We start from the raw sequence: 24,061 nt of genomic DNA on the forward strand, positions 1-24,061 counted from the left end.
CACCTGACAGGATAGTGTTTTCATATCCGACGTAGCAGGGGAAGTTCATCTAGGTTCCTCCATCCTGCCCACCTGCCTTCCGTCTGTTTCGGTGAAACTGCTTGTAGTTGATCAAAGCGTTTTTGAACGTCCTGCTCCGACAATCGCTTGATCCACGCGATCACGTCCCGCGAGTATTTAGTCAGCACACCTTCGGCTGCTTGCCAGCAATAGCGCGGATCATCCTTGAACTTATGCTGCCACATGAGCGCCTGAAAGGTGTACGAAGTGAAGCGCTGGCCGTGAAGTTCTCCAATCGCGCTCACAACCTCTTTTTGGCGAAGCGGGTGGCTGATGTTCGGGTCTCGTATCCTCTCAATCACCAGGGGCCCGGAGGCCTCTTGAACTTTCTGGACGCCGACCACGACGTCTGCCTTCTCAATCTTTTTAATGGATTCAAGCCTTACCGTGAAGACGGTTAGCAGGCGACCGGTGTCTGCACCGGCATCCTGCACTTCTCGTGTCGCTGCTGCAAGTTCGGACAGGAATTGGCGAACGGCGGCTCCCGTTTCCTTCTTGTCCTCGGTACCCTGCGCGATGTACTCGATGGGATCCACAGGTGGCTTCAAGCCAAGCGGCAGCAGTTGCCACGAAATCTCCTTGCCTAGGTCAACATCGAATCCTGACTGTAGTAAGTCCTTATAATTCACGACGCTGGTCTGGGCCAGAGCGTAGATCAGCGAGCCGAAACTCCGGGCATTGTAAAAGTGCACCGCATTGTCTCGGTACGTGCTGAGCAGGTCGAGGTTTCGACGCACGGGCAGTGGCGGCAAGCCCTTCGGGAACCATTTCTCTGATCGGGCGAAAGCATCGGACCACGATAGGGTCTTGTACGGCTCGCGTCGCCGCTTCGGATAGAAGATGGATTGCCCGTTCTTTGACAGCAACGCCTTCAAGACCAACTCCCAGGCATTGAGCAGCAGGATGACGAAGCATTCATCGCGATACTCGAAGGCTGGCTTGTTATAGATCTCGATAGCCGCAAGCATTGCAGACCTGCTGTTACGCAGGAGATGACGATACGAACCGCGATAGTTCATGGGCTTTCACGTCCAGTTGCCTCTGGTCAAACCCCGATAACGCTCTCCGTAGAGTGAGAACCCTGAGGCCAGCGGCGGATGTTTGAATATAAGTTCTTGGCGCCACCAGGTCGTCAAACGTGACTACTTCAATGCGGGAACTGTTGTTGTTGAACCAGTTCAGTTTCGGAAGGTTTTCGTTATTCAAGCCTGCTCTCGTGCCCATTACAACGAGGCCGCGGAGCGGATATCCCAGGCATGAGGTGGCGCGCATACTCCTCATGCGTGTCCACCCAACGCTGAAAGTCAAGAACCTGGCCGAATGCATGCGTGAAGCCGGCTCGGAAGTCATTGCTTTCGGTGAACAGGAGATCCTGTGGCTTCTCGATTTCGACGCCCAAGTACCGTCCATCGTACCGTCGAATTACGTAGTCGATCTCATGTTCCAAGCCCAGTCTTTGTCTCGCAATGACCTCAGAGGCGAGAGGATCCAGAAAAACAGGGTGTTTGCTCAAGAACTCCTGATACATTGACTCGCTTGATTTCTGCGAGATCAGGCTTTCCAGGTTTTCGATCAGGCGTCGCGTAATTTTGATGGTGCCTTGGGCAATGGCCTCCAGGATTTCTGAGCGACTTGTTGCGCTTTGATTGGCTTCCAGCATCCAAAGAGTATGTAGAAAGTTGACCAAAACGCCATACTTGTCTCTGTCATCAATGGCTCCGATGAAAAAGTCTGCGAGCACCGCGCTTGCTTCCGAGACAACCTCGTCGGCAAACCGCAGTGTCGGCAGAAGAGTCGCCGCGGCACCATGGAGGGAGGAAGGCAGTTGCCTCTTGCTCGCATACCAGAGCGTCTCAAGAATCCTAGTCTGGTAGGTCAAGCTCGTCTTCGGCAGGCAGTCGGCCAAAATCCTTGTGCCCACCACCCCTTTTCTCAGGAGGCAAATGCTGACCCATTGTGGTAAATCGAACGTAACCCAAAAATCTACGTCATCTAGTAGGAACTCTCGCAGCCGGGAGATGGCTTCCTCGGTATCAAGAGTCGCCAATCTCTCGAACTCCGTCAAGTAGTCGGTGACATTGGCTACCCTAACGAATTCCGATACAGGCATGCTCGCAATGCAATTCTGAACATCCATCTGCTGCGATCCCTCCATTATTCCAATTGCAGCCTCGCTACCGCCACCACCCCGGCCGCGCCAACTTCCCCTCGCGGCACCAGCGACGCTCGTCCGCACGCCACTCGGCGCGATCCGCGATGGCCTTCTCGACGTCCTTGCCGGCGATCACGTCCGCGGCGAGCAGGCCGGCTTTTTGCAGCGGCGCGATGTTGACGCGGACGCCGTCGTTCAGGTCCGGGATGTAGGCCATTTCCTGGCGCTGGAGCGCCTCGCGATCGGCCGGCCGTGACTTGATGCCGTCAACTGAGCACCAGTTGTCCACCGGCTCCTGCGCGATCAGCTTTGCCAGGGCATCGCTGGCGAAGCCTTCCGTGGAAACTCGCCCCAGTTTGTCGTCGAAGTCGCGCAGCTCAGCGATCCAGCCTTCCAGCTCGATGCGGCGGCCGGCCTGGCGCTCGCTGCGCGCGGCGACCGGGATCGCCTCGATCCCGCGCAGCTCGGTCTCGTAACGGCCGCGCAGGGGGCGGACGTACTGGGATTGGATAGCTGCCAGCGTGCTCCCGTCGAGCTTGTGATAATAAACCAGGCAGGCGAACGCGGGCCGACGTCGTGCAGTGAACTTGCCGCTGCCGATCTGCCAGGCGATGGGCCGCTTCTTGAACTGGCTGGTATGGTGCTTGAAGAAGTCGGCGGCCAGCCACTGCGCCAGCGGCTTGCCCATGATTTCCGCGAACTCGGCCTCGATGGCCGTAACGTTGCCGCCGGGGAATTCGGTTGCGATGCGATCCCGGAGGCGGTCGTAGAGGGTTGGCTCGCCGGTGCCTTCGGTGAGGGGGATGATGCCGTCCGGGTCGGCCCAGTCAGGGATCGGTTCGCCGACCGCGATCTGCGCGGGCCAACGGTGGCCGAGAATGCGTAGAACACTGACAGACATGAATGTTGCTGTCCACTCTTGGACAACCAGCCCACCCAGTTCAACATTACCCCTGACGATATCTAACAAGCTCTGGGGGTCGAGATGAAATCTGAGGCTCAAATACTCTAGAGGGGTCCTGCACCAATGACCTTCGCAGTAACGTAGGTCTTCAGTTGTGCTTTTTGCCAGTTCAGCCGTTGCCTCAAAAACAATAGCACTTCTGTCGCGGGAAGAGACGGCTGAGTATCCGACCTGATAGGAATGTAGTCCCTCAAGTAATGCAATCTGATCAACATCAGTCGGATTCGTACCGAAGCAATTTTGAACAACTCGCTCAATTCGGCTTTCATTCTCCAAAAGGCTTTGATAGTCGGACATGATGGAATACCAGGCATCTCGCGCATACGATCTGAGGCTGGCGTGTTCGATGATGGTTCCTACGTCAAAGCTATGACTATACTCGAAATGGGAGTTAATCCTCTCCATCGCCAAGACGCAACTCTGAGCCAACTGAGATAGTTCGATTCTTTGTTGCTGATCGAATTCCGGAAGGGGTAAGCTCTTGATGTTGCCGGCCTGATATGAAAGCGTAGGGTTTAACTTCTTGAGGAGAAAGGCGGATAGTTTCGAGTTGAGATAGGCGAGTAGCCAGTAAGTGTCGTTTGTGTCTTGGGGAAATACGGCTGGGCCAGAACGATCGTAAACCGCATCACCCTCGAGAAGACGGGCATTGAACGTCGTCGTGCATAATGCGGTGTAGGTAATACCAGGCTTGAACCAGTCTTGCTCGCCTGTTATCCTGGACAGGCTGTTCTCACGATAGTAAGTCCTTGCTCCAATTGACCAATCAATCATATCCAGACTGCGACGCTTCCACTTTTCCAGAACACCGCCCATTGTATATCCCACCCAGCGCCTCTTTTCGCCCAATCCAGCAAAGCCCAAATTAGGCACTTCCCACCATCTGCAAACAAATCGCCCATCATCCCCCGTCTGACAAGGACTGGGTGTCGAGATGATCGAGCCGACCTTCCGTGAATCCGCGAACCTCGCAATCATGTCATCCGACAACTCATAGGCCCATGGAGCCCCCGGTAATTGCCTGAATGCGTCTTGTCTCTTGCGGGTTTGGTTGCTGGCCAGCAGTAGAGCGGATGCCTTATCCTCGTACTTTGTCAAATTCGCAAACAACACTATCGCGGGCTGCGAAGGTGGTGCCTTCTGAGTGACTAGCATGGCTGCTTTCACATGATCGGTCAACTCAGAAAATGCGTATGGACCGAGGTCCCAACAGAGTTGAATGTCAGTCTGAGAGGAGAGGAAGTCTCTCAGATCAGAATAGCTACCAATAGTCAAATAGGAGTTCATCGTGACAAGCGCTGAAATGCCCCCATTACGACTCAACTGCAGACACCGAACAAGAAAGGACGCATACAGATCAGTTGCAGCAAGTTCGTAAGCGTGATGGAGATATTGCGCAATCCCTCGTCCGAAGGTTCTACTACTCATATATGGAGGGTTAGTCGCAACCGCATCGTGACGTCGTGTGAGAAGGTCCAGCAAAATGATGCCCTTGCCTGCAAACCGACCAAAGTACGCCTGTCGCAAGTCTGAAGCCTCAGCTTCTGCGAAGAAATGCACCTTGAGACGCGCCAAAGTCCGGCTCTTCCACTCCTCATATGATTCCAATCCCAGCGGCAGTCTGCCTTGCTTGGGTCGTTCCATCTCCGGCAGCAACACCAACTGCTCCGGCTCATCGACCGACTCCTCGGCCTTCGCTTGGAGATACCGTAGCTCCCGCTCCACCGGTTCCTCGATTTGCAGCAGCGACCCAAGCTCGTCCGCATGTTCCAGCCCCTCGAAGATCGCCTCCAGCGCCGGGCGCAGCTCACGGTCCTCAGGGTGCTTCGCCAGGAACGCCTGCAGGTGATCCTTGCCCTTCGGCAGCCGGATGTTGGTGGCGACCAGGTTCATGGCCGCGCCAGGAAAGTCGAAGGCCCGCTCGGCCGCCTTCATCCACAGCGCAGCCTCCGCGATCTGAATCGCGCGCTCGTCAATATCAATGCCGTACAGGTTGTGCTCCAAAATGGCCGCACAAATCTCGGCTGGATCGGTGATCTCTCCCTCTTCCAGGTACATATCGTAGTACAGGTCGAAGGCCTCCAGGTGGAAGTGGCCGCTGCCGCAGGCCGGATCCAGAAAGCTGATCTCCCGCACCGGCTTGGGCGCCACGGCCGCGCGGTCGACATCACGAACGTAATACTCCCACTTCTCGTACAGCCTGGATGCCGGGTGCATGCCCATCCACAGCGCGCCCAGCGAGTTCTGCACCAGGAACTTGACCATGTATGGTTCGGTGTAGAGCTGGGTGGCGGGGATGATGTCCGCGCCGGCGATCTTTGCCCCCTTCTGCGTCCGCACCTTCTCGAAGACCCGGTCCTTCTCCTCGGTGTTCCAGTACTGGTAGGCCCAGCCCAGTGCGTCGTGCGCCGTGAAGACCTCGTCGGTCGCCGCGCCGTTGCCGCGCAGCGGCTCCAGCCCGGAGAGGAGCGCAACGCAGCGGCGCAACGCCCCAACCGATGGCTTGAGCGCCACGGCCGGCGCATGGGGATCGAAGAGGGCGAGCTGCCGCTCGGCCTGACGAGTGAACGCGGCATCCAGGGCGGCGAACAACCCGTCATCCTCGCCCACAGCCAGCTCGGGACAGCGCCGGATCAGCCGGTGGTGTTCCAGTGACCGGCCAGCGTACGCGTCCCGCTGGAGGATCACTTCGTCAATCAGCCCGCGCGCCTCCATGCAGCGCAGCGCCAGCAGCCGGTTAGCCCAGGTATAAGCGGTCTCACGCACGAACTCGGCCACCGCGTCGCCGCGCGCCACGCCCGCCTCGCGGCGCAGCGCCAGGTACGCGTCCACCACCTGCCGCGCGGTGCGGTCGGCCGCGGGCAGATGGGCAAACTCATCCGCCGGCAGCGGATCGCGCGCGCGCCAGACCCCCAGGCCGGCCAGCCGCTGCTCCAGATCGCCAGCATGCCAGCCGCCTGCTGCGTCGTACCAGCCTTCCAGCAGGTGACGCAGCTCCAGGCTCAACGCCTTGAGGATCTTCTTGAGGTTGGGTTCCATCAGGTTAGCTCCAGCAACACAGCGAGGAAGCTGATCAAATGGTTCAGAACCGACGCGGTCTCTGTGCTGATCCAGAGGTCCTGCTTGATGGTGACGGTGTTGGTCTTGCCCGGCTGTAGAATGCTGGCCACGCCGGCAACGAGGGCCTTCTCATGGTCGAAGGGCGCCCAATGATCCTTGTCTTGAGCATCGAATGATTCCACGAAGTTCCTGGCTGCTTTGAGATGTTTCGGGTAGATCACCTCGCCGCACTGGACGATGAGCGTATCCAGCACCCCTTTGTCGTGGTTGTTGGGAAGCACAAAGACGCCGGTCCGGATACTTCCGGGAGCCACCACCCCCGGTTCCTCTGGGAAACCTGAGTAATATGGGCCAAAAGCGTGATGGTATTCTTGAGCAACTGCCCCGGCGCCTTTCTTGTCGGCATCGGCTACGATGCCAAAGGCGTTGATGTCATGCCGAAAAGGATCGTGATTGTCTATGATGGCAGGCAACTGCTTTCTTAGCTTGCTCCCTTCACCCGCATAGACGGCGACGGAGAGATCGCCTTTGTGGAGAATGGACGGCATATCCAGCCGCACATAGAGCTGTCCCGTCTTGGTAGGATAGACCGGAACAAAACGTTCCCAGAATGGATCAAGCTTAGCTCTCTCTCCCCTGTACTCCTCACAGCCCATTAGTCGTAGCACCTTGCCGACAAAGGCCTGGTCGTGGGGGCCTTCGACACCCAGGATGGCATAACGATGAACCATCAGCGCACCTCCTGTCCGAGTTCCTCGCGCAATGTGGACAGTTTCTGATGGTCGAGCCGCTTAGCCGTAGTGGCCTCGGGTGTACGCTGCAGGCGGTATACGACGAACTCAGGATGTCGTTTGCCTGCTGTCACTTCCAGCAGGGCATCCACCGCCTCGATGCTGTGGGTGGTGGCGAAGAGCTGAACATTACTGTGCGCACACGCCTGCACAAGCCACGCGAACGCCTGACTCAATGCGGATGTGTGAATTGCTGTCTCAATTTCGTCTACAAGAAGCACACCATTTTTGACGGTAGGTAGAGTGAGGGCGATCATCAAGATCCGTCGCACACCATCACCGAAGGCACTCAACGGTGACAGGCCGACGTCTCTGTGTCGGATGTACAGGGTCGGCCGAATCCCTTGCCGGGAAAGGATCTCCATGTCCTGTACACCTGGATCCATTAAGCGGACCATATCAAGCACTTCGCGCTTGGTAATGCCTTCCAGCGTCGCCTCCGTAAAACGCATGATTTGTACCTGCTCGACCCCGTGGGAGACGGGGCTAATGGTGGCGACAGGCAGCAGCGGGGCCGTTGACGCCTTGCGTATGGTAAAGCGTTCATCCTCCCACAACCGAAACATCTCGGAAAACTCAGTGGTGGACCGGTGGTCGAATAACTGGATCTGGTCAAAGCGGGTGACCGCCCTAAGTCCGAGGTCGGCGCCGCGGCGCCGACCTTCGCTGGTCTGCACTGACGCATCTTCCAGATCTTCATCGACGGCTCCGGAGGACGATGTCGCTGTTTCATCTGGGCCGCCGACTCCCAGGAATTCACTGAATGTGGCGCGTGATTCCAACACCTGAAAGTGTCCGGAGCCTGATACACGCGTCTCTCCGGTGTATAGGCCATTTGCCGACTCACTGCTCTGCGGAAACAGCCATTTGAGGGCATCCAACATCGGCGTGCGAGACGACTTGACTTCCCGCCGCCACGCGGTATTCAGCCATTCCAAAGGATCCAACGGCCGGCAAAAAGTGGAGAGCGCCTCCAAGACCGTGGTTTTCCCCGAATTGTTCGCGCCCACAAACAGGTTGACGTGCCCTAATCCGGCCAATTCCAGGTCACGCAGCCCGCGAAACCGGTGAATCGTCAGGTTCTCCAATTGCTTGTTCATCAGTTCAGCTCCACATCGAAGCCCGCGTTGAGCAATGCGCGAATGTATTCATCCAGCTTGCCCTTCAGTGTATCCCACTCGGTGGCGTTGCGCACGCGGGTAACGCCTGCGACATCGCTCAGATGCACCTGACGCACCTGGCGTGTGGTTGGCTCGCTCACCATGTCTCCGGTAGGTCGTGCAGGCGGCTTTTTCGCGGTGATCGCTTGCGTGATGGTCACCCCCAGGCGGCGGATGACCCCGTTAGCACGCTCAGGCAGGGCAGCCACTTGTGCGGGCAACGTTACGTGGTTGAGATCCTTGCCTAGATCGGTCAGTGGTTGCGCCAGGCCGGCCGCTAGTCCTTCGTCAAGCCCCCACTGGGCCAGTTCGGTGGGCAAGCGTTCCAACGCCGCGTCCAGTCGACGCCGGGCCTCCGCGCGCCAGCCGTTCAGCAATGGCGTGAGTTCCAGTTCTGCCTGTGCCCTGTGGCTCTGCAACTGCTTCCAGACTTCCCGATCAGCGAAGTTGACTGCCTTCTCGGCCGCGCGGTACCCTGACAGCAGCAGCCGGATGGCGCTGCCAGGGTCCGTGCGATGCTCGATGGCCTCCAGCCGGTCCTTGAGCTGGCGTAGTTGAGTGAACGGAATGCCCTGCTGGGCCTGAAAGGCCGCGTGGGCTTCGATGGCCTGGTGGCCGGCCTCCAGGGTCTCGCGATCCGTGTGCACCTCGCGCACGCGGTGGATCGGGCTGGCCAGGGCCGTCACCTGCCGCCAGGCCTCCACGCCGTCGCTGAACTCCGCTGGCAGCGGCATCCCGGAGCCGGCAGCCCAGAGCTCCACACCGCCCGCTTTGGCCAGGATGGCGGCGGCCAGTTCGCCGGCCACGTCACTCAGCGCGGCCGGGGTCTCGTCAATGTTGCGCCGCTTGGCCAGGCGGATCAGGAACGCCCGTGTCTCTGTCAGAATTTCCGGCGCCACGTCCGTTTCTTCGAGCACCAGCTCGACCCGATCAAAGTTGTGGCTCACGCGCAATGCGTCAGCCAGCTCCCGGTCGGCGGGATTGGTGTAGGGCTTTTTGTTGATCAGCACCTTGACCGCCGCGGACCGCACCAATGCCGCCACACCGACGCGTACAGCGTTGGGATCCCAGCCATAGGGCGGCGCAGTCAGCGTCCCCAGGAGATCCTGGCCCAGCGTGCGCCGGCCGGCGTTCTGTTGAGTGGCCAGGGTGATGCGAATGGCGTCCAGGAGCGGACTGTGTGGGTCCACCTTGCCGCTCTTGTCGTACAACTTCAGCTCGCGCACCTCGGACGAGAGGGCTGCAACGCCCGCCAACACGTCAACAATGGCCTTCTGATCGTTGGTGATGCGCACCGGGACGCGATCAAACTTCGGATAAAGCACAGGCCAGAACGCCGCCAGCTCACCGCGCAGGGCCTCCCCGGGCGCTTGGCCTGGAACGACCGTCAACGCTCGGCTCGCGCCCCGAAAGACGACCCGGCCGGTCCGCAACCCGTCGCGCAACCCATCGAGCACCCGGTCGCGCAGCTTGGGCAGGTCGTTGGTCTCACGATCGTGGGCCAACTTGCGCGCCTCCTCCGACTTACGGTTGTCGCCCTTCCAGTTGCCGATCACCTCCTCCATCGCCAGGAAGCGCTCCAGGTCATCATCGAAGCTCCTGACGCGGCCGCTGAGGAAGAAGAGAGTATACTGCTCGTTCGGCAGCAGGCTGCGATTCTCCAGATCAGCCAGGGCTGTGCCCATCATCAGTTCCAGCGGCGTCGTGACCCGCAAAGCGATCGCTCCCTGCGTGCCCGGCGCCGCTGTTCCATCCACCTCCAGCCGGAAGGGAAAGTCGTGGTCGCGATAGCGGACGCGGTCGAACCCCAGCCATTCGCGCCAGTGGGCCTTGCCGTCGCCGTGGATGAACTGCTTCACCAGTCCCTGCTCGCGGTCCTGTTGCCGGAAGCGTCCCTCGACTGTGGACACCTCTTCCTCGAAAGTGCGCCGCTCGCCGGTCAGGAATTCATACTCCTCGCCGATGCGCGCCACCAGTTTGGCCTTGATCAACCGCTCCAGCTCCGGCTCGACGCGTGCCAGCACAGCCGGCAGGTCTTCGTCCGTATCCTGCACCAGCAGTCGGGCGATGTTATCGCGCGTGCGCGGGATGTAGGCCAGCTCGCGCACCAGGTAGAGCACCTCCGCCACCTGCGAGGTCAGATTGTTTGCCCCAGGCACCGCCGTACGAATGCGGGATAGCTCCGTGCGTACGTCCGGGCTGATCTCGCCCTCTCCGACCAGGTTGTGGTAGACCTCGTCGAAGCTGACCAGGGCGCCCACCGGCTCGTCCAGGTACCGCCGCCGTCCTGCCCGCAGGATATCCTGGGTGATCGCCAGCAAGGTGCGAGTAGACCCGCTCATCTGCTCGCCCCGTCCACCTTTGGAACGCAACGACTTCACGATTTCCGGGATCAGGTGTACCTGGTAGGGGAAGAAGGGGTAGTAAGTGGGGAACGAGTCCGCCGTGCAGGCGGGCAGCGCCTGGCTGGTATTCGCCAGCTCGCCCAGGCCGCGCAACACGCCGCCCCGGCTGGCATACAGCGCCTTGAGCTCATCCCGGCCATCCAGCTTCTTCCTCAGCAGGCGATCCTCCAGCACCAGCTCGATATTCTCAGTGGTCAACCCTGGTTTGAAGCGGAACCGGCCCTCGATACGCTTCATGTCGCCGTCCACGGCGTGGGCCTCCCTTGTAGATCGAACCCATGTCGCCATGCGTGGTCACGATGATCCAGATGCGGCCTTGGCCCTTCTCCCCCGCCGCCTCAACCAGGCCCTGGAGTTGGCTCAGCCGGCCCGAGCTGTTCTCGATCCACTGCCCCGACTCATCCAGAACCAGCAGGATGCGCTGCGGCTTGTGGGTCGCCTGCTCCCGTCGCTGCAGGTCGGCCAGAATCGTCTTGACCAGAAACTCAACATTGTAGATCTCGCCTTGTTCCGCATCTTTGAGCGCGCGTTCGACATCCGCCGTCGTGGGGAAGACCTCCGGCGCGACCTCACAGGCTGCCGCATAGAGGTGGATGCGGTAGAACGACAGGTTGCGCTCGACATCGGCCCACGGCTTTTTGGCGCGGCGCTCCACGGCCGCGTGCAGGTCGGCCAGCCGCCCCTGGCGGTCCAGCTCGGCCTCGATGACGCGAGCATAGATCAGATTGGCGCTGTAACCCAGGGAGAGATAATACTGCGAAAGCAGCAGGCCGGGCAGAGGGCGTCCTTTGCCGTCGGTCAACGTGTTCAGGTTGAACGCCAGCACCTGCGTCTGGCACTGATCCATACGGCTCAGGGAGCGCAGGATAGCTTTGCGGCGTGGCGCATCGGAGGGGACGCGCGCCGCAAAACGGTCGCAGGCCACTACCCCTTCCAGCTTGCGATTCTCGGCCAGCAGCGCGATGACCTTGGCCAGATGTGACTTGCCGGAGCCGAAGTAGCCGGAGATCCAGATGCCGATCTCGCCGGTCTGGGCCAGGAAGGTGTCGGTGTAGTGCTCGAGGATGTCATCAATGGTGCGTTCGATCAGCGGCGTGACCACGTAGCTGCCGATCTCGGCTGCCAGCTTGCGCTCGTCCGCCGTATCGCCCACCTTGATGACCGGCTCGATGCGCTCTTCAACTGCTGTTTGGAAAAGGTCGCCGATTCTCATGCCGCGCGCTCCTCTAAACCAGGTCTCCCCGGTACATGAACTCGTCCCGCAGCCCCAGGAAGGAATAGGTGCGTGTCTCGCGCACGTGGCCGGGGATCAGCACCACAACCGGCCCGTCGGGCATCGCGCCGGCGCAATCCCAGATGCACTGCATCACATCGCGCGGGCCGGCCGCCGGATAGAGCGCCGCCAGCCGCTCCAGGCTGATCACGGGCTTGCCAGCGCCCGGTTCGGCCAGACGCTCACGCACTGCTTCCGCCAGCGCATTCACCCATAACCGGCCCAACTCGGCCTGCGGGTCGGAGCCGGGCATGGGATCAGCCAGGGCCGAAACCACTTCCGCGGCGCCGATGTCGGCCAGGATCGCCTGGGTCACCTGAAGCGCGTCCACCTGGCGCACGTCAATCTCGGGGCGCAGGGCTGCCGTCTGTGTGTGCCACTCACGCAACACCGTCCCTTCCGCGTCGGGCGGATAGACCAACGCCAGGAAGGGAGCGCCCGTCTTCCGTCCGATGAAATCGTATCGGCTGCGCAGCCGCTCAATCGCCTCACCGATCTTCCAGCGCCAGTCTTGTGTCGTCATGGCTCGGCCCTCCACGCTTCCGGGGTCTCCAACACCACGGTGCCACCAACCTTCTCAAAGCGGATGCGTCGGGCTTGAGCCAGCCGGCCCAGCACATCGGCCACGTCTGACTCCTGGCACAGAAACAGCCGCCAGGTTGGATCGCGCACCACTTCGGCGCCGCGGAGCCCTTCAGCCGTGAGAATGTGCAGCAGATGCTCGGCCGTCGGCAGCGGCAGCACGGGCCGCACCAAAGCCTTATTGCGCGCGCCTGTCAACAGCCCGAAGTCTCGCAGGGAAGTGAGGATATTCTGCGCCAGTCGGACGCGTGTAGCCGACGCCAACCGGGCGACCTGTGGTTGCGTCTCCCCAGCCTGGTCTATCAGGCCGAAGAGGTCTTCGCTGGACACAGCAAGCTGCCTGGCCGACCATTTGGCCCACAGCGTCTGCGTAACGAAGTCATAGGTCAGATGATCCCGCAGCGCAAAGAGCAGATAGAGGAATGAGACGAACTCGCGGCTTTGCGGCCCGACCTGATAGGTTTCCTGTAGTTCGGTCAAGACCCACGGCGGCCCGGACAAGTAGGCATGGCTGATGACATCCCACATCCGTTCGCGGCTTGCTCGCGCCCGCTGCGGAAAGAGCGTCCCATCCAGCACCCTGGCACGCGCGCCCACAAGCGGCAGCCCCGAGGTCAACGCACCGATCAGGTTGCCAGCCTCGGCGATCATCGCGCCCTTGGTGATGTAGCGGCCGTTGTAGGGGCCAATGTCGCGCATCTGGGTCATCTTCATGTCACGGAATTTCGTGTGGCCAAGGCTGCGACCTGTCTACGGTAAGAAAAGACAAGGCCTCGAGTCCCGGCGTGTGGACTCGCGGCCTTATTTGCTCGTCAAAAACAACCGTGCTAAGCTGAAGACAGCGAAGCCCGGATCCTGGGACTGACAGGAGACGGGTGTGAAGCCGACCAGTTGACATCTGGTCGGCTTCATTGCTTGATTATGACTATTATACCGGCATAGGGGTAATAGCGCAAAGAGTTCCAATCATGGAATGTAGAGCGCTCCCCGCCGCGTCCCAAGGCATGATAGGGCGGTCAAGCCCCAGGTAAAAGCCGCGCATTCGGATGCGCGTAAAGGCTGTAGGCCAGGTAGGTGGGGTTCTTGGGGTCGAGCATTGACTCAGTGGGCGACCGCAAGGGTGCGCCCCTACTCAAGCCCTCTGGGCAAAAATGTCGTATGGCCCTGTTGCCCCAGTCAATCTGCTTGCGCTGAACGCCGACGCCGGTGTGCGTCCGCATCTGGGTGATGAGGGCAAGCGCAGCCGGCTCATCGAAACCGCGCCAGCGCAGCAGGGCATAGGCCACCATGCCGGTGCGGTGAATCCCGGCCGCGCAGTGAATCAGGATCGAGCGGCCGTCATCGAGCATCTGCGAGAGTTTGGGCAGCGCCGCCAGGATCGAGGCCGCGGCTTCGGCCTGCGGCGGCTTTCCATTTTCCAGGGGCAGCCAAAGCCATTCGATGCCGGCTTCTGCGACCCATTGCCCGATGAGGTCGGCATGTTCCCTGGCGGCCTGCAGGGTCAGCACGCAGTCGCAGCCAAACAGCTTCATGGCGGCCACCGCGCGTGCGCCGGGCCGGTGCCACAGCGTCAGGCGGCCATTGCCAATGGCGACCCAATGGCAGGTGAAATTTACAGGGCGTTCCGTGTGGTCCATGGGCGCTCACCTTTCGATTGCCAGATTATACCCCACTCTGGCGATCCGCAAAAGCATAATGTCCTGTAGCGAATGGCTTGGCGGAAGCAGACCTTGACAGGGCCAAAGGATGAAGTTATACTGCCTCCACATCCAGAAAAGTACAAAGGACAACGTATCATTGTCGTCAACATGCGTGACTACGCATGGCTTGTTCCCTTCGTGGAGTCGGAGAACGAGATATTCTTGAAGACAATCATTCCGAGCCGCAAGGCGACCAGGGAGAATCATGAGCGTCAAGGAAATAGAAATTGCTATTACCCGACTACCGACCACAGATTTTGCCGAATTGATGGCGTGGCTCGATCATTACCACGCCGAGGTGTGGGACAAGCAGATCGAGAAAGACCTGGAAGCAGGTCGTCTCGATGCGCTGCTGGCTGAAGTTGACAGAGAGTACGAGGCAGGACTGGGCCAGCCACTGTGAAACACATGACCCTGCCGCGCTTGCGCGACAATCCACGTTGACTTGCCAGCGCAGTTGCCTTTGGCTGACGCGTGATTTGCCAGAACCGCACAGCGGCTGAAGCGTGTGTCGTTGGACGGGCAGCAAAAAATACGCAATATCTGTAACATCTTTATCATCATGTTATCCCAAATGGGTTGACATACAGAAAGTAGGCACTGTATCAATGATGTTTAGCTTTCACCCCATCATTCAATCGAATTACGGAATAATACATGAGTGGCTATCACAGCTAGGTGAGTTGCCCGAATACAGGCTTAACAATGCTTGGAGCAGAGTCAATAAACAACTTCAAGAGTCATCTCTAGAAAGTGCGGCCCTTCAGTATTATGTCTTATTTCCTGCACACTCTGCTAAAGCGGCGTTTGCATTAGAACACATTATTGGTGCAGATCGGTTGACCGAGTGGCTTGAATATAATTCTCACGTTACTGTGGTCGATGTTGGGTGTGGAGCAGGCGCAGCGTCAATTGCCTTTGTCAACTGCTTGCTTAATCTGCATGAAAATGAGCACATAGAACACCCTGTGTCCGTACACTTCATAGGGATTGACCCAAATGAAAATGCGCTTGCAATATATTATCAGCAGCTCGTTCGTCTAAAATCTGAAATTGAACACCATGACATTTTTCTAACGGTCAAGCTAATTGCCGAAAGCGACTTGCAAGCGGTCAACCAATTAAGAGAAGAGTTAGCCAGACACCGCACCAACCTTAATGTACCTTTTCTTGCCCATGTCTTTTGTTTCAAGCAAATGTAGTTTCACCATTCAGTACACGTTTCCATGAAACTCAAGTTAAGAGAAAAAGACTGGAAGCTCTTGGCGTTCCAAGGGAAGACTTGGGCGATGTCCAAGAGGTGTTTGGTAGGGAAGAAGCTATTGCCTACAAACAAATTCTTGAAAACTCCGCAATAGATAACCTCCATATCATCACGGTTGGAACGGAAGGATACGAGCAAAGAGTCGTCGAGTTAGCCCAGGCTATCGACGGTGAATTTCAAAGTAATAGCCATGTTGTCGAAAGGCTGGACGGTGGCGAGAGATTTGTCACATATGAGATACCCGATTATTGTTATTGGAAAGAATTCAAAAGTAATAACCAATGGGAGCTTAAATTCTGTGTTGAGGTTAGTTCTATTTCTAATGTTGCTCTAGCAGATGAAGACTGGCGAGAAGTAAAAAGCACACAAAATCTACTGTCTGCATGGGCGAGATCTCGACACCATTTGCTGGAACAGGCGCTTGTTGATGAGGTTGAGATTCGATTATTTGAGTCGAAGCTCGACGCCAATATAACAAAATTGCAGCAACAGCTTATCGCATATGCTCAGAATGTTGTTCACACGGATGACAGATTGCACTTTAAATTCCCAAAAGCCAGTGATAAGCTGAGACCTCTGGGCCTTTCAAGAATCGAAGAAGAGATTTTGTCAACTGCGGTCATTCAAAAACTTGGCCAGAGAATATCGGATGTTACCGGCAACAGTTATGCGTATAAATTTTCTCGTTCATTCGGTAATTATGCTACCGAATACCTTTATGAAAATTGGTTTGATGCGTATGGCAAATATATTGAGGACGCACGGTCTGCCGCAAAAAGCACTGCAGGCTGCGTTGTGATTCAGACAGACATTAGATCTTTTTACACTCGAATCATCAGAGATAGCTTAATCCAGCTATCAACAGAAACACTGAGTCGAAGCGCTCGTGTAGAATGGCTACTGAAAGTGTTGTTTTCTAGAGAAATTGACGGGCATGAGGCTGGTAAAGGGATCGTACAAGGAAATATTGCTTCTGGCTTTTTCGCTAATCTCTACTTGATCGATCTAGATGCTCGCTTCACGAATAATGAGTGGAACGTCAAATTCTTCAGATACGTAGATGATATGATAGTAGTTGTTCCTAATCCAGAGCATATTTCGGAAGTGATTTCTGCTCTTAAAGAACAGCTCGCTGGCATAGGATTGGAGCTAAACCAGGAAAAGACACAGTATTTCCATGATGCTTCGGAGTTTATTCGAGTTACCGACAAAGACGAAACTCTTGATGATTTACAAAATCAATTCCAGAATTGGATAAACTGTTTGTGGATACTAGATGCTCAGCACCGGCAAGTCTTTCGTAAGGCTTATAATGAAACGCAAGCTGAATGGTGGTATCGCATTGAAATATATGGTAGATGCTTGAAATCCATTGGGATAGTTATTGAAGCTCCTTTGCTCAGTCGTAGAGTTTATAAATACCTATTCAATGAAAAACTATGTGAGAAAGATTTTATCTGGCCAGAACCTTTTGTTGTCCCATCACTACCTGATACCAATGACGAAAGTCTGGTTTCGGAGTGGGCAGTCAAATTTGAAGAGGCTAATGCCTCGTGGGTCAAGAAAAGGGAGCTTCTGCTTGATGCTCTTAAGAGAATGCTGGTTAAAAGCCAAACAGAAATCACAAATGCCCTTAACATGCAAGATATCCGAAGCGAGAAAAAATGGGCTAGCATCTTTCGCTTTTGTGTAAACAAACTCATCCATATAGGTTTCGACCATGACGGTGTTGTGCAAATTGCTTCTGAAACTTTAGCTACATCTCCTTGGCTAATCAGGAACCCTCATAAAGTTCTGGAAAGCATTGCAGTACACGGACATGCTCATTATCTTGAATCTCTTTTGCTTCATTACGCCGATGAAACCGATGAGATGAAGCAATACATGAAATCAGTCATTCTCCGTGCAATTCGGTTTCTCCCAAAAATACCTGACAGTCTTTGGGAACAGATCAGGGAATGTGCAGTTAGCCCTTCTGATGTTATTAGCTTGATGGCTACAGAAACTTGGCTAATAGTCATCCGAAATCAACCCGAACTAACCTTAGAAAATCACTTGCAACAAGTAAAACTCAGGTTTTCTAGAGATCCCAAACCTATATCAAGGCTAATGAAAAATTATCTTCTTATCTTGGGTGAAAGGCGAAACTTGTAGATATAGTCGAAAATAAGCAAGACAGCATTTTTAGGGATATTCGTGAAGTAGTTCATTCGAACAATGTTGGTTCGCTATTTGAATACTATGAACCAGAAGTCTTGACCCGCGAATTTTACAGCGGTTATCGTTCCGATGGTGGAGAGTATTACCTTGCCTAACATTCCGTCCAGCCGACGCGGGCGCGCCGATATGCCAATGAAGGCTAAGATAGTTGAACAGTCGAAATTTGCATACAATTCAGGCAGGGGGAGGAGATATGGTGGGAGTTACCGACGATGAACATGGATTATGAGGAGGCCGTACGCGGGCAGGTGAATTCCTTCGACGCTGCGCCAATTGCTCACGCGATCGGAGTTGACATAGCGTAGTCGCAGGTAAACCCCGGTCGTTGGGCGTATGAAAGCCATGCTAATATGACAAGCGAAATGCAGATTTCCCCAGACACTTATGTCGCCCTGCTTTCAATGCACAATTGGGCGTTGCTAAGCGATTGGTTGACTGAGACCAAAGAGTTGTTTGTAGATGTGGATTTGCCTCACAGTGGCGGAAACCATAAGCTCTATATCGTCAAGTCACTGCGCGAATTGCATCGGATTCTGGCTGAACAAACCTGGCGGAAATTCGCCTGGTGATATTTCGCGAAAGGCAATATCCCATTCGCGGAACCGTGGACGAAGCATTTATCGAACGTGCGCTGGAGACCGTGCCCGATGGGCAACGCTATAGCATCGTAAAGCTTGGAGAATATCCGGCTATGTGTGAGTGGCTAAACGAAGGAAAAACACACGCGGAGCTAAAAGAACAATTCGGCAACCTGATCGGCGAGCACGTTGGAACTGGTCCGGAGCCATTTGAAAACGTGAACTTGAGGTCGCAGGACGCATACACTCGCGTATTCTCGATGAGTGTGGTAAGAATCAAAACTACTACGAAGCCTTTGCGAAAGGCCAGAAGAGTACAGTCATGTCGCACAGGAGTGGAAAGAATCCTGGCAAATCTCACAACAGGATCTGCGAAGGCTGGGACCATGATGGAACCTCGCTACGCTTACGCTGATGAGAGCGGTGATCCCAACCACGGCGATCGGCACTGGTTCGATGTGATCTCCGCGCAGATAGTCGTACTTTGGCATGAACGCTTCGAGCAGGGCGGGAAGAAAAAAAACTCTCCCGACTAGCCCTTTCGGGCAAGCCGCCCATGGAGGGCGACGATTCGTCGAGAGAGATAAACGGCGTTACCGTTTTGTTATAATGGAGTATACATGGTTCTTCCCTTGTTGACAAATCGTGAATTGGTGTTACCATGACCATCCACCCCTACTCCGAAGATCATCTTGTCGAGCAGCCCGCCATCGAGCTTTTTGCCGCGCTCGGCGGGATGGCGTTCATTGGGGACTGAAGCCTACCATGAGTTCCACATCGCCCATCTGGCAACCCCGTTACACGCTCACGCCCGCGATTACGCGGGCTGATGACGATCGAGTCGGCGCGCACGGTGGTGGAGACGACGCCGCTGCCGCCCGGCGGTTGAAGCTGAACTGCGGCGCCGGGCGCGGTGCGCTCCGCTCACTATTCCGCGCATCGAGGGGAATCGCCTCACGCTCGCCCAGGCCGAGGCGGTGGTTGCCTCCAGCAAGGCGCAGTTCCACGGACGCGAACGAGATGTGCGCGAGGTGCGGAATTACTGGAACGCGTTGCTGCGCGCCGAGGAGTGGGCCGCAACGAAGGCGCCGCTCACCGAAGAGATGATCCGCCGGATGCACGCCCTGGTCGAAACGGGGCCGCGCGCCCGTCCGACCCCCTATCGCGACGGACAGAATGTCATTCGCGAATCCGGTTCGGAATGCCATCGTGTATCTGCCGCCTGAGGCCACGGATGCCCGGACTGATGGCGGCCCTGGTCGGTTGGTTCAAATCCGCCGAGAAAGAACAGCTTCCGGCGCCCGTTGCCGCCGGCTTGATGCACTATCAGTTTGTGACCATCCATCCCTATTATGACGGGAACGGACGCACCGCCCGCCTGTTGGCGACATTGATTCTCAGCCGGGCAGGATACGGGCTGAACGGGTTCCTTTCTCTGGAGGAGCATCACGCCAGGGATTTGGAGGCCTATTACCATTCGCTGGCGGTCCATCCACACCACAACTATTACGAAGGCCGGGCAGAGGCGGATCTGACCCCCTGGCTGGAATACTTTGTCCTCACGGTGGCGACCGTCTTTTCGACGGTTAGAGAGGAGTTATCGGTTATCGGCAATTTATCGGCAACAATGCCGCACGAGGCATCATGACCACCTACCCCTGCAGCGAAAAACGCCTGGTCGAGCAGCCCGCTATCGGGTTGTTTGCCGCGCTCAGTAAGTTCAACCCGCACTGCCGCCGGCGGCATTGCCGCCGCCATCAACAAGCTTGACCCGCAACCTGCTGCTGCCGCGTCTGCAGCCGGAGAAAATAGGTTTCGTAAAGCCTATGTGGATCTGGATACTGATCGGCCTGGTCGGGGCTGGTTTGCTGGCGGTCGCTTATCAGGCCGTGCGAGCCGGTTACGAGTCTGCGCCATACAAAGTGGTACGGTCGGACGGAAGAGTTGAGGTGCGCGATTACGCGGCGCTCACGGTGGTGGAAACGCCGATGGGCCGCGGACAACCGCGACGGGTGGCTTCTCGCGCCTGTTCCGGTTTATCAGCGGCGGGAACGAGGCCAGGCAGAAGATCGCCATGACCACGCCGGTGTTCATGGCTGGCAGCGCAACAAACGCGACGATGGCGTTCGTGATGCCGGCGAAGTTCAAGCCGGGCGAGACGCCCAAGCCATCAGATGATGCGGTAACGGTGCGCGAGCTGCCGGCGGGGCGGTTCGCGGTGCTGCGCTACAGCGGCGGGCGCAACGCGCAGAACGAGGCGAAAGCGTTGGCGCGGTTAACGGCGTGGATGGAGGCGGCGAAGTTGCGCGCACTGTCGCCGCCGGTGTATGGTTATTTCGATCCGCCGTGGACGCCGCCTTTCTGCGCCGCAACGAGGTGATGCTGCGGGCGGGAGAAGTTGCCGGATCGGGCAAGGTCAAAGGGAGTGAATCGTGGATGAGTACAGAGTGCGGGCGAGGGTGTGACATGGTTCCAGCGAGAGAGACATCACTCCCACAGCGGCTTAACGCTTGCGCGGCCTGTGCTGCCAGTTCGTGCGCCAGCCGATCAAGTTCCGTGTGACGACGGCCACAGCGATGCTGCGCTTGCCCAGGCCGGCGCAGTTGGCGCGGCTGGCCGGTATCGTACCGCCAATGCCGAGGCGCTGCTGGCCGCCGCTGCAATTCTGCTTGGTCATAGCATCGGACGCCTTCCGCATCAACAGCCAGATTCTGCCCGTGAGGAGACGCATCCCGAGGCGGGGTACGGATGAACGAACTGCCGGGTGGAGCGGGGAGTCTTGCGCGCTTTGCGCGAGTGCGATCAGTTGACAAGCTCGAACAACCTGCGGCTGTCGTTTCATCCGGGTCAGTTCGTGGTTGTCAATTCCACAAACCCACGATGACCCTGGCGAGTTCGCTCGCCGGTGTACCTACCAGGCCGAGATCGCGGAATGGGTCGGCGCAGCCACGATCAACCTCCACGGCGGCGGTGCGTATGGCGACAAGACCGCCGCGCTGGGCGCCTTGCGCTGGAACATCGACCGCCTGCCCACGCCGGTGGCGATCACGCCTACGCTGGAGAACGACGACAAGGTGTACACGCCCTCCGATCTGCTACCTGTCTGCGCCGACACTGGCGCTGCCGCTGGCTTACGACGTGCATCATCACCGCTGCCTGCCCGACGGCCTGAGCGTGGCCGAGATCACCGGGACACGCCCAGGGGACATGAGCAAGCCGAACCGCTCTTCCACATCTCCAGTCCGCTCCCAGGGTGGGACCCGGACCGAAAGCCGGAGCGGCATCACGATTACGTCGAAGCCGAGCGATTTCCCCCGTGGAGTGGCTGGGTTGGCCGCTCACGGTGGATGTCGAGGGCTAAAGCAACAAAAGCTGGGGTGATCAGACCCGATCGCTGATCTGAATGGCGATAACGTCCGAGTAACTGCTCAGCCTGCCTGGAATTCAAACGGGATTGACAGGATTGACAGGATATTCAGACTCTCGTGCCGATAGTTTTGCCACCACAGAGCAAGATCCTGTGCATCCTGTTCATCCTGTCCAAATCGGCCTCCCGGGTGAGCGGTTACCTACCAATGACCAAATTGCTTTGACACTGAGGTGCGTGAGCGAGGACGATGCTGATTAGCTGGACACCCTTGTCGTCTGCAACCAACCCGCGGCCCGCGACGGGGTCCACATTACCGCCGCTGAGAATGACGCCGGCGCGCTGACCCGCCAGGGCAAAGCGCCAGTTGAACATGGCACGGCCAGACCGGCACCCTGTCGGCTCGACCACCAGCAAGAGCCGCGCTCAGACGAAGGCCAGCGTGCGCACCAGGTCGTCGTCGCTGACGGTCAGCATCTCATCCACGTAATGCCGAATCATGGCAAAGGTCAGATCCCTAGGCTGCCGGTTTTTGCGCGCCGTCGGCAATCGTCTGCGGATTGTGGCTGGTCTGCAGCACGCCGCTGTAGGAAGAGAGCGTCGCGCGTCGTCGCCGACCGCGGGTTCCACGCCGATGACCCGACAACCAGGCGCCAGGTGTTTGGCCCGCCAGCGCGCAACCGCTCTCAACAGCCCGCCGCCGCCGCACGGCTGAACAGATAATCCAGCGGCCCCACCTCCTCGAGACAGTTCCAGGCCGCCGTACTGGCCGGACCACGATTTGCGGATGGTTGTGGGGTGGGATCAAAACATACCCGTGACGCTACGCCGAAATCTCCTGCGGGAAATCGCCTCGCGCACGTCCGTGGCCGGATCATACAGCACGACGGCGGCGCCATAGTCACGCGTGGCGTTAAGTTTCAGCGCCGGCGCATTGTTGGACACGCTCACAATCGTGGCTTCGACGCCCAACCGTGCCCGCTGGGACCGCCTGCGCATGATTGCCCGACAGATGGGTGATGACCCCGGCCGCCTTCTCCGCCGCGCTCGGCAATGATCGCGTTGGTCGCCCGCGAAAACGAAGGCCCCACCCGCTGCAAGGTTCTCACTTCCCCAAAATCTGGTTGCCACAGGCCGCGTCCAGCAGGCGCAGAAGTCATCCTGCCGGGGTGCGGTGGGCGACGCCGACAATCTGCTAACGCGGCGCCAGACTTCCTCAAAACTGACCATCTCTCGCTCCTCTCCACGCTCATCCGGCTTATGTCACCTTGATTGCCTGCCCACCGGTCATCGGCAGCAGGTCGGCGAGCGCCAGAGCGAAACACCGCGTTGGGCGTCCCGGCTTTGCGCGGCCCAAATGATGTCCGGTGCTGCAAGAGGTCTTCATCAATGAAGATCGTCAGCAGCGCCACATGGCCAGGGCGGAGGCACCTGCCGATGACAAAGCCCGTTTGCTGCCGCACAAAATCGGCGTCAGGCTTCTCGATCGGCCTCACCGACGATAGCACGCGTAGCCTTCTCATTCACCCGGTTGGCGCCGCTGGCAATGACTGGCGCCGGCGGCGACCGCCGTGCCGGCGTGTCTTGAACACCAATGACTTGGCAATCTGCCCACCGATGCAGCAACCCGCAGCAGCCGCGGCCGCCTCCGCCGCAGTGCTCGTCGTCTGCGCAAACTCGATCACCTCATACCCAAACCCCATACCGCGCAGCGCATCCACTGCACCCGCTGCGCTCGGTGATAGTAACTCCATGACAATGCCCCTCGTTATTCGCCCGCGGACCCCAGGGAGCCGCCGCCGGAATTGGTTTTCCCATCTACGCTTCGTAGGCAAGCGTGGAACCTGGGCTATTTATTCTGTGACAGGCCCTAAGGGCAATGCCTTTGAGTTTGGCGCACAATTTCCCGTTTTGCCAACCTCAGGTTTGCCCTGCAAGCGGTTGGGCGCATCCTGGGGTGGGAGCGTGTCCCGTAGGGGATGCCTTTGACTTGAGCCGACGATGCCCCCGCGCCCGTCGTCCCGTAGGGACGCCTTGACTGAGCCGACGTGCCCACCGCCGCCCGTCGTCCCGTAGGGGACGCCTTGACAGGCCGACGTTGCCCGCGCCCGTAATCCCGTAGGAACGCCTTGACGAGCCGACGTGCCCCCACGCCCGTCGTCCCGTAGAGACGCTTGACTGAGCCGACGATGCCCCCGCGCCCGTCGTCCGTAGGGACAGCGGCGAAGCCGACGATGCCCCGCGCCGTCGTCCCGTAGGAGACGCCTTGACTTGCGAGCCGACGATGCCCCGCGCCCGTCGTCCCGTAGGAACAGCAACGAGCCGACGATGCCCCGCGCCCGTCGTCCCGTAGAGACAGCGAGCTCAGATGACGATGCCCCCGCGCCCGTCGTCCCGTGGAACCAGCTTGACTTGAGCAAACGATGCCCACCGCGCCGTCGTCCCGGCAGGGACGCTTGACTCGATGACGCCACCGGATGCGCCG

The 24,061-nt window shown here is 58.1% G+C and carries 23 protein-coding genes; 10 read left to right on the forward strand and 13 right to left on the reverse strand.

The annotated features are described in order from the left end of the window. Positions 1-20: 20 nt before the first annotated feature. The 10 genes from IPM84_27755 to IPM84_27800 form a co-directional block, all read right to left on the reverse strand. Positions 21-1,079, reverse strand: coding sequence for a DUF3644 domain-containing protein (locus IPM84_27755; GenBank protein MBK9096485.1), 1,059 nt, complete (start codon positions 1,077-1,079; stop codon positions 21-23). A 179-nt stretch (positions 1,080-1,258) separates the two neighbouring features. After that, complete coding sequence (locus IPM84_27760) at positions 1,259-2,197, reverse strand: DUF4263 domain-containing protein (GenBank protein MBK9096486.1); 939 nt, start codon at positions 2,195-2,197, stop codon at positions 1,259-1,261. Positions 2,198-2,234: 37 nt separating this feature from the next. Further along, positions 2,235-6,215, reverse strand: a complete 3,981-nt coding sequence (gene pglX, locus IPM84_27765) for a BREX-1 system adenine-specific DNA-methyltransferase PglX (protein ID MBK9096487.1) — start codon at positions 6,213-6,215, stop codon at positions 2,235-2,237. Further along, complete coding sequence (locus tag IPM84_27770) at positions 6,215-6,967, reverse strand: hypothetical protein (GenBank protein ID MBK9096488.1); 753 nt, start codon at positions 6,965-6,967, stop codon at positions 6,215-6,217. Before IPM84_27770 ends, pglX begins: the two co-directional genes overlap by 1 nt. Beyond that, positions 6,967-8,127 carry an AAA family ATPase gene (locus tag IPM84_27775; protein ID MBK9096489.1) on the reverse strand — a complete coding sequence of 387 codons (1,161 nt, stop codon included), beginning with the start codon at positions 8,125-8,127 and terminating at the stop codon, positions 6,967-6,969. Before IPM84_27775 ends, IPM84_27770 begins: the two co-directional genes overlap by 1 nt. Continuing rightward, positions 8,127-10,829, reverse strand: a complete 2,703-nt coding sequence (locus IPM84_27780; protein ID MBK9096490.1) for a hypothetical protein — start codon at positions 10,827-10,829, stop codon at positions 8,127-8,129. The genes IPM84_27775 and IPM84_27780 overlap by 1 nt, the downstream gene beginning before the upstream one ends. After that, on the reverse strand, positions 10,780-11,805 hold the full coding sequence (locus IPM84_27785) for a hypothetical protein (protein MBK9096491.1): 1,026 nt from the start codon (positions 11,803-11,805) through the stop codon (positions 10,780-10,782). Before IPM84_27785 ends, IPM84_27780 begins: the two co-directional genes overlap by 50 nt. Positions 11,806-11,818: 13 nt before the next feature. Next, entirely contained in the window at positions 11,819-12,388 is a 570-nt protein-coding gene (locus tag IPM84_27790) for a hypothetical protein (GenBank protein ID MBK9096492.1), read from the reverse strand. Continuing rightward, positions 12,385-13,161, reverse strand: coding sequence for a DUF1819 family protein (locus tag IPM84_27795; GenBank protein ID MBK9096493.1), 777 nt, complete (start codon positions 13,159-13,161; stop codon positions 12,385-12,387). Before IPM84_27795 ends, IPM84_27790 begins: the two co-directional genes overlap by 4 nt. A gap of 302 nt (positions 13,162-13,463) precedes the next feature. Next, entirely contained in the window at positions 13,464-14,084 is a 621-nt protein-coding gene (locus tag IPM84_27800; GenBank protein MBK9096494.1) for a dual specificity protein phosphatase family protein, read from the reverse strand. A gap of 268 nt (positions 14,085-14,352) precedes the next feature. Here IPM84_27800 and IPM84_27805 point away from each other — a divergent pair, with 268 nt between their 5' ends. The 8 genes from IPM84_27805 to IPM84_27840 all read left to right on the forward strand — a co-directional run bounded on the left by IPM84_27805 (position 14,353) and on the right by IPM84_27840 (position 20,589). Beyond that, positions 14,353-14,550 carry a hypothetical protein gene (locus tag IPM84_27805; protein MBK9096495.1) on the forward strand — a complete coding sequence of 66 codons (198 nt, stop codon included), beginning with the start codon at positions 14,353-14,355 and terminating at the stop codon, positions 14,548-14,550. A gap of 205 nt (positions 14,551-14,755) precedes the next feature. After that, on the forward strand, positions 14,756-15,349 hold the full coding sequence (locus IPM84_27810; protein MBK9096496.1) for a hypothetical protein: 594 nt from the start codon (positions 14,756-14,758) through the stop codon (positions 15,347-15,349). Beyond that, positions 15,331-17,565 carry a hypothetical protein gene (locus tag IPM84_27815; protein MBK9096497.1) on the forward strand — a complete coding sequence of 745 codons (2,235 nt, stop codon included), beginning with the start codon at positions 15,331-15,333 and terminating at the stop codon, positions 17,563-17,565. The genes IPM84_27810 and IPM84_27815 overlap by 19 nt, the downstream gene beginning before the upstream one ends. Before the next feature lie 416 nt (positions 17,566-17,981). Continuing rightward, positions 17,982-18,200: a hypothetical protein gene (locus tag IPM84_27820; GenBank protein ID MBK9096498.1), complete on the forward strand. Its 219-nt coding sequence runs from the start codon at positions 17,982-17,984 to the stop codon at positions 18,198-18,200. Next, positions 18,197-18,745 carry a hypothetical protein gene (locus tag IPM84_27825; GenBank protein ID MBK9096499.1) on the forward strand — a complete coding sequence of 183 codons (549 nt, stop codon included), beginning with the start codon at positions 18,197-18,199 and terminating at the stop codon, positions 18,743-18,745. The genes IPM84_27820 and IPM84_27825 overlap by 4 nt, the downstream gene beginning before the upstream one ends. Positions 18,746-19,186: 441 nt before the next feature. Beyond that, positions 19,187-19,435, forward strand: coding sequence for a hypothetical protein (locus IPM84_27830; GenBank protein ID MBK9096500.1), 249 nt, complete (start codon positions 19,187-19,189; stop codon positions 19,433-19,435). Between the two features lie 8 nt (positions 19,436-19,443). Then, a complete protein-coding gene (locus IPM84_27835) occupies positions 19,444-19,857 on the forward strand; it encodes a Fic family protein (protein ID MBK9096501.1) in 414 nt (137 codons plus the stop codon). Positions 19,858-20,235: 378 nt separating this feature from the next. Then, entirely contained in the window at positions 20,236-20,589 is a 354-nt protein-coding gene (locus tag IPM84_27840; GenBank protein MBK9096502.1) for a heme-binding protein, read from the forward strand. A 123-nt stretch (positions 20,590-20,712) separates the two neighbouring features. On the opposite strand, the gene IPM84_27845 is transcribed toward IPM84_27840, so the two are convergent. Next, positions 20,713-20,886: a hypothetical protein gene (locus IPM84_27845; protein MBK9096503.1), complete on the reverse strand. Its 174-nt coding sequence runs from the start codon at positions 20,884-20,886 to the stop codon at positions 20,713-20,715. Between the two features lie 102 nt (positions 20,887-20,988). Here IPM84_27845 and IPM84_27850 point away from each other — a divergent pair, with 102 nt between their 5' ends. Together IPM84_27850 and IPM84_27855 are read left to right on the forward strand one after the other, a co-directional pair. Continuing rightward, positions 20,989-21,093: a hypothetical protein gene (locus IPM84_27850; protein MBK9096504.1), complete on the forward strand. Its 105-nt coding sequence runs from the start codon at positions 20,989-20,991 to the stop codon at positions 21,091-21,093. Beyond that, complete coding sequence (locus IPM84_27855) at positions 21,068-21,607, forward strand: hypothetical protein (protein ID MBK9096505.1); 540 nt, start codon at positions 21,068-21,070, stop codon at positions 21,605-21,607. The genes IPM84_27850 and IPM84_27855 overlap by 26 nt, the downstream gene beginning before the upstream one ends. 395 nt (positions 21,608-22,002) lie before the next feature. Here IPM84_27855 and IPM84_27860 read toward each other — a convergent pair whose 3' ends face one another. Together IPM84_27860 and IPM84_27865 are read right to left on the reverse strand one after the other, a co-directional pair. Next, positions 22,003-22,365, reverse strand: a complete 363-nt coding sequence (locus IPM84_27860; protein ID MBK9096506.1) for a pyridoxal-phosphate dependent enzyme — start codon at positions 22,363-22,365, stop codon at positions 22,003-22,005. Positions 22,366-23,099: 734 nt separating this feature from the next. Further along, complete coding sequence (locus IPM84_27865; protein ID MBK9096507.1) at positions 23,100-23,330, reverse strand: hypothetical protein; 231 nt, start codon at positions 23,328-23,330, stop codon at positions 23,100-23,102. Positions 23,331-24,061 lie beyond the last annotated feature (731 nt).

Origin of the sequence: Candidatus Amarolinea dominans (assembly GCA_016719785.1) — a bacterium.
Classification (GTDB): domain Bacteria; phylum Chloroflexota; class Anaerolineae; order SSC4; family Amarolineaceae; genus Amarolinea; species Amarolinea dominans.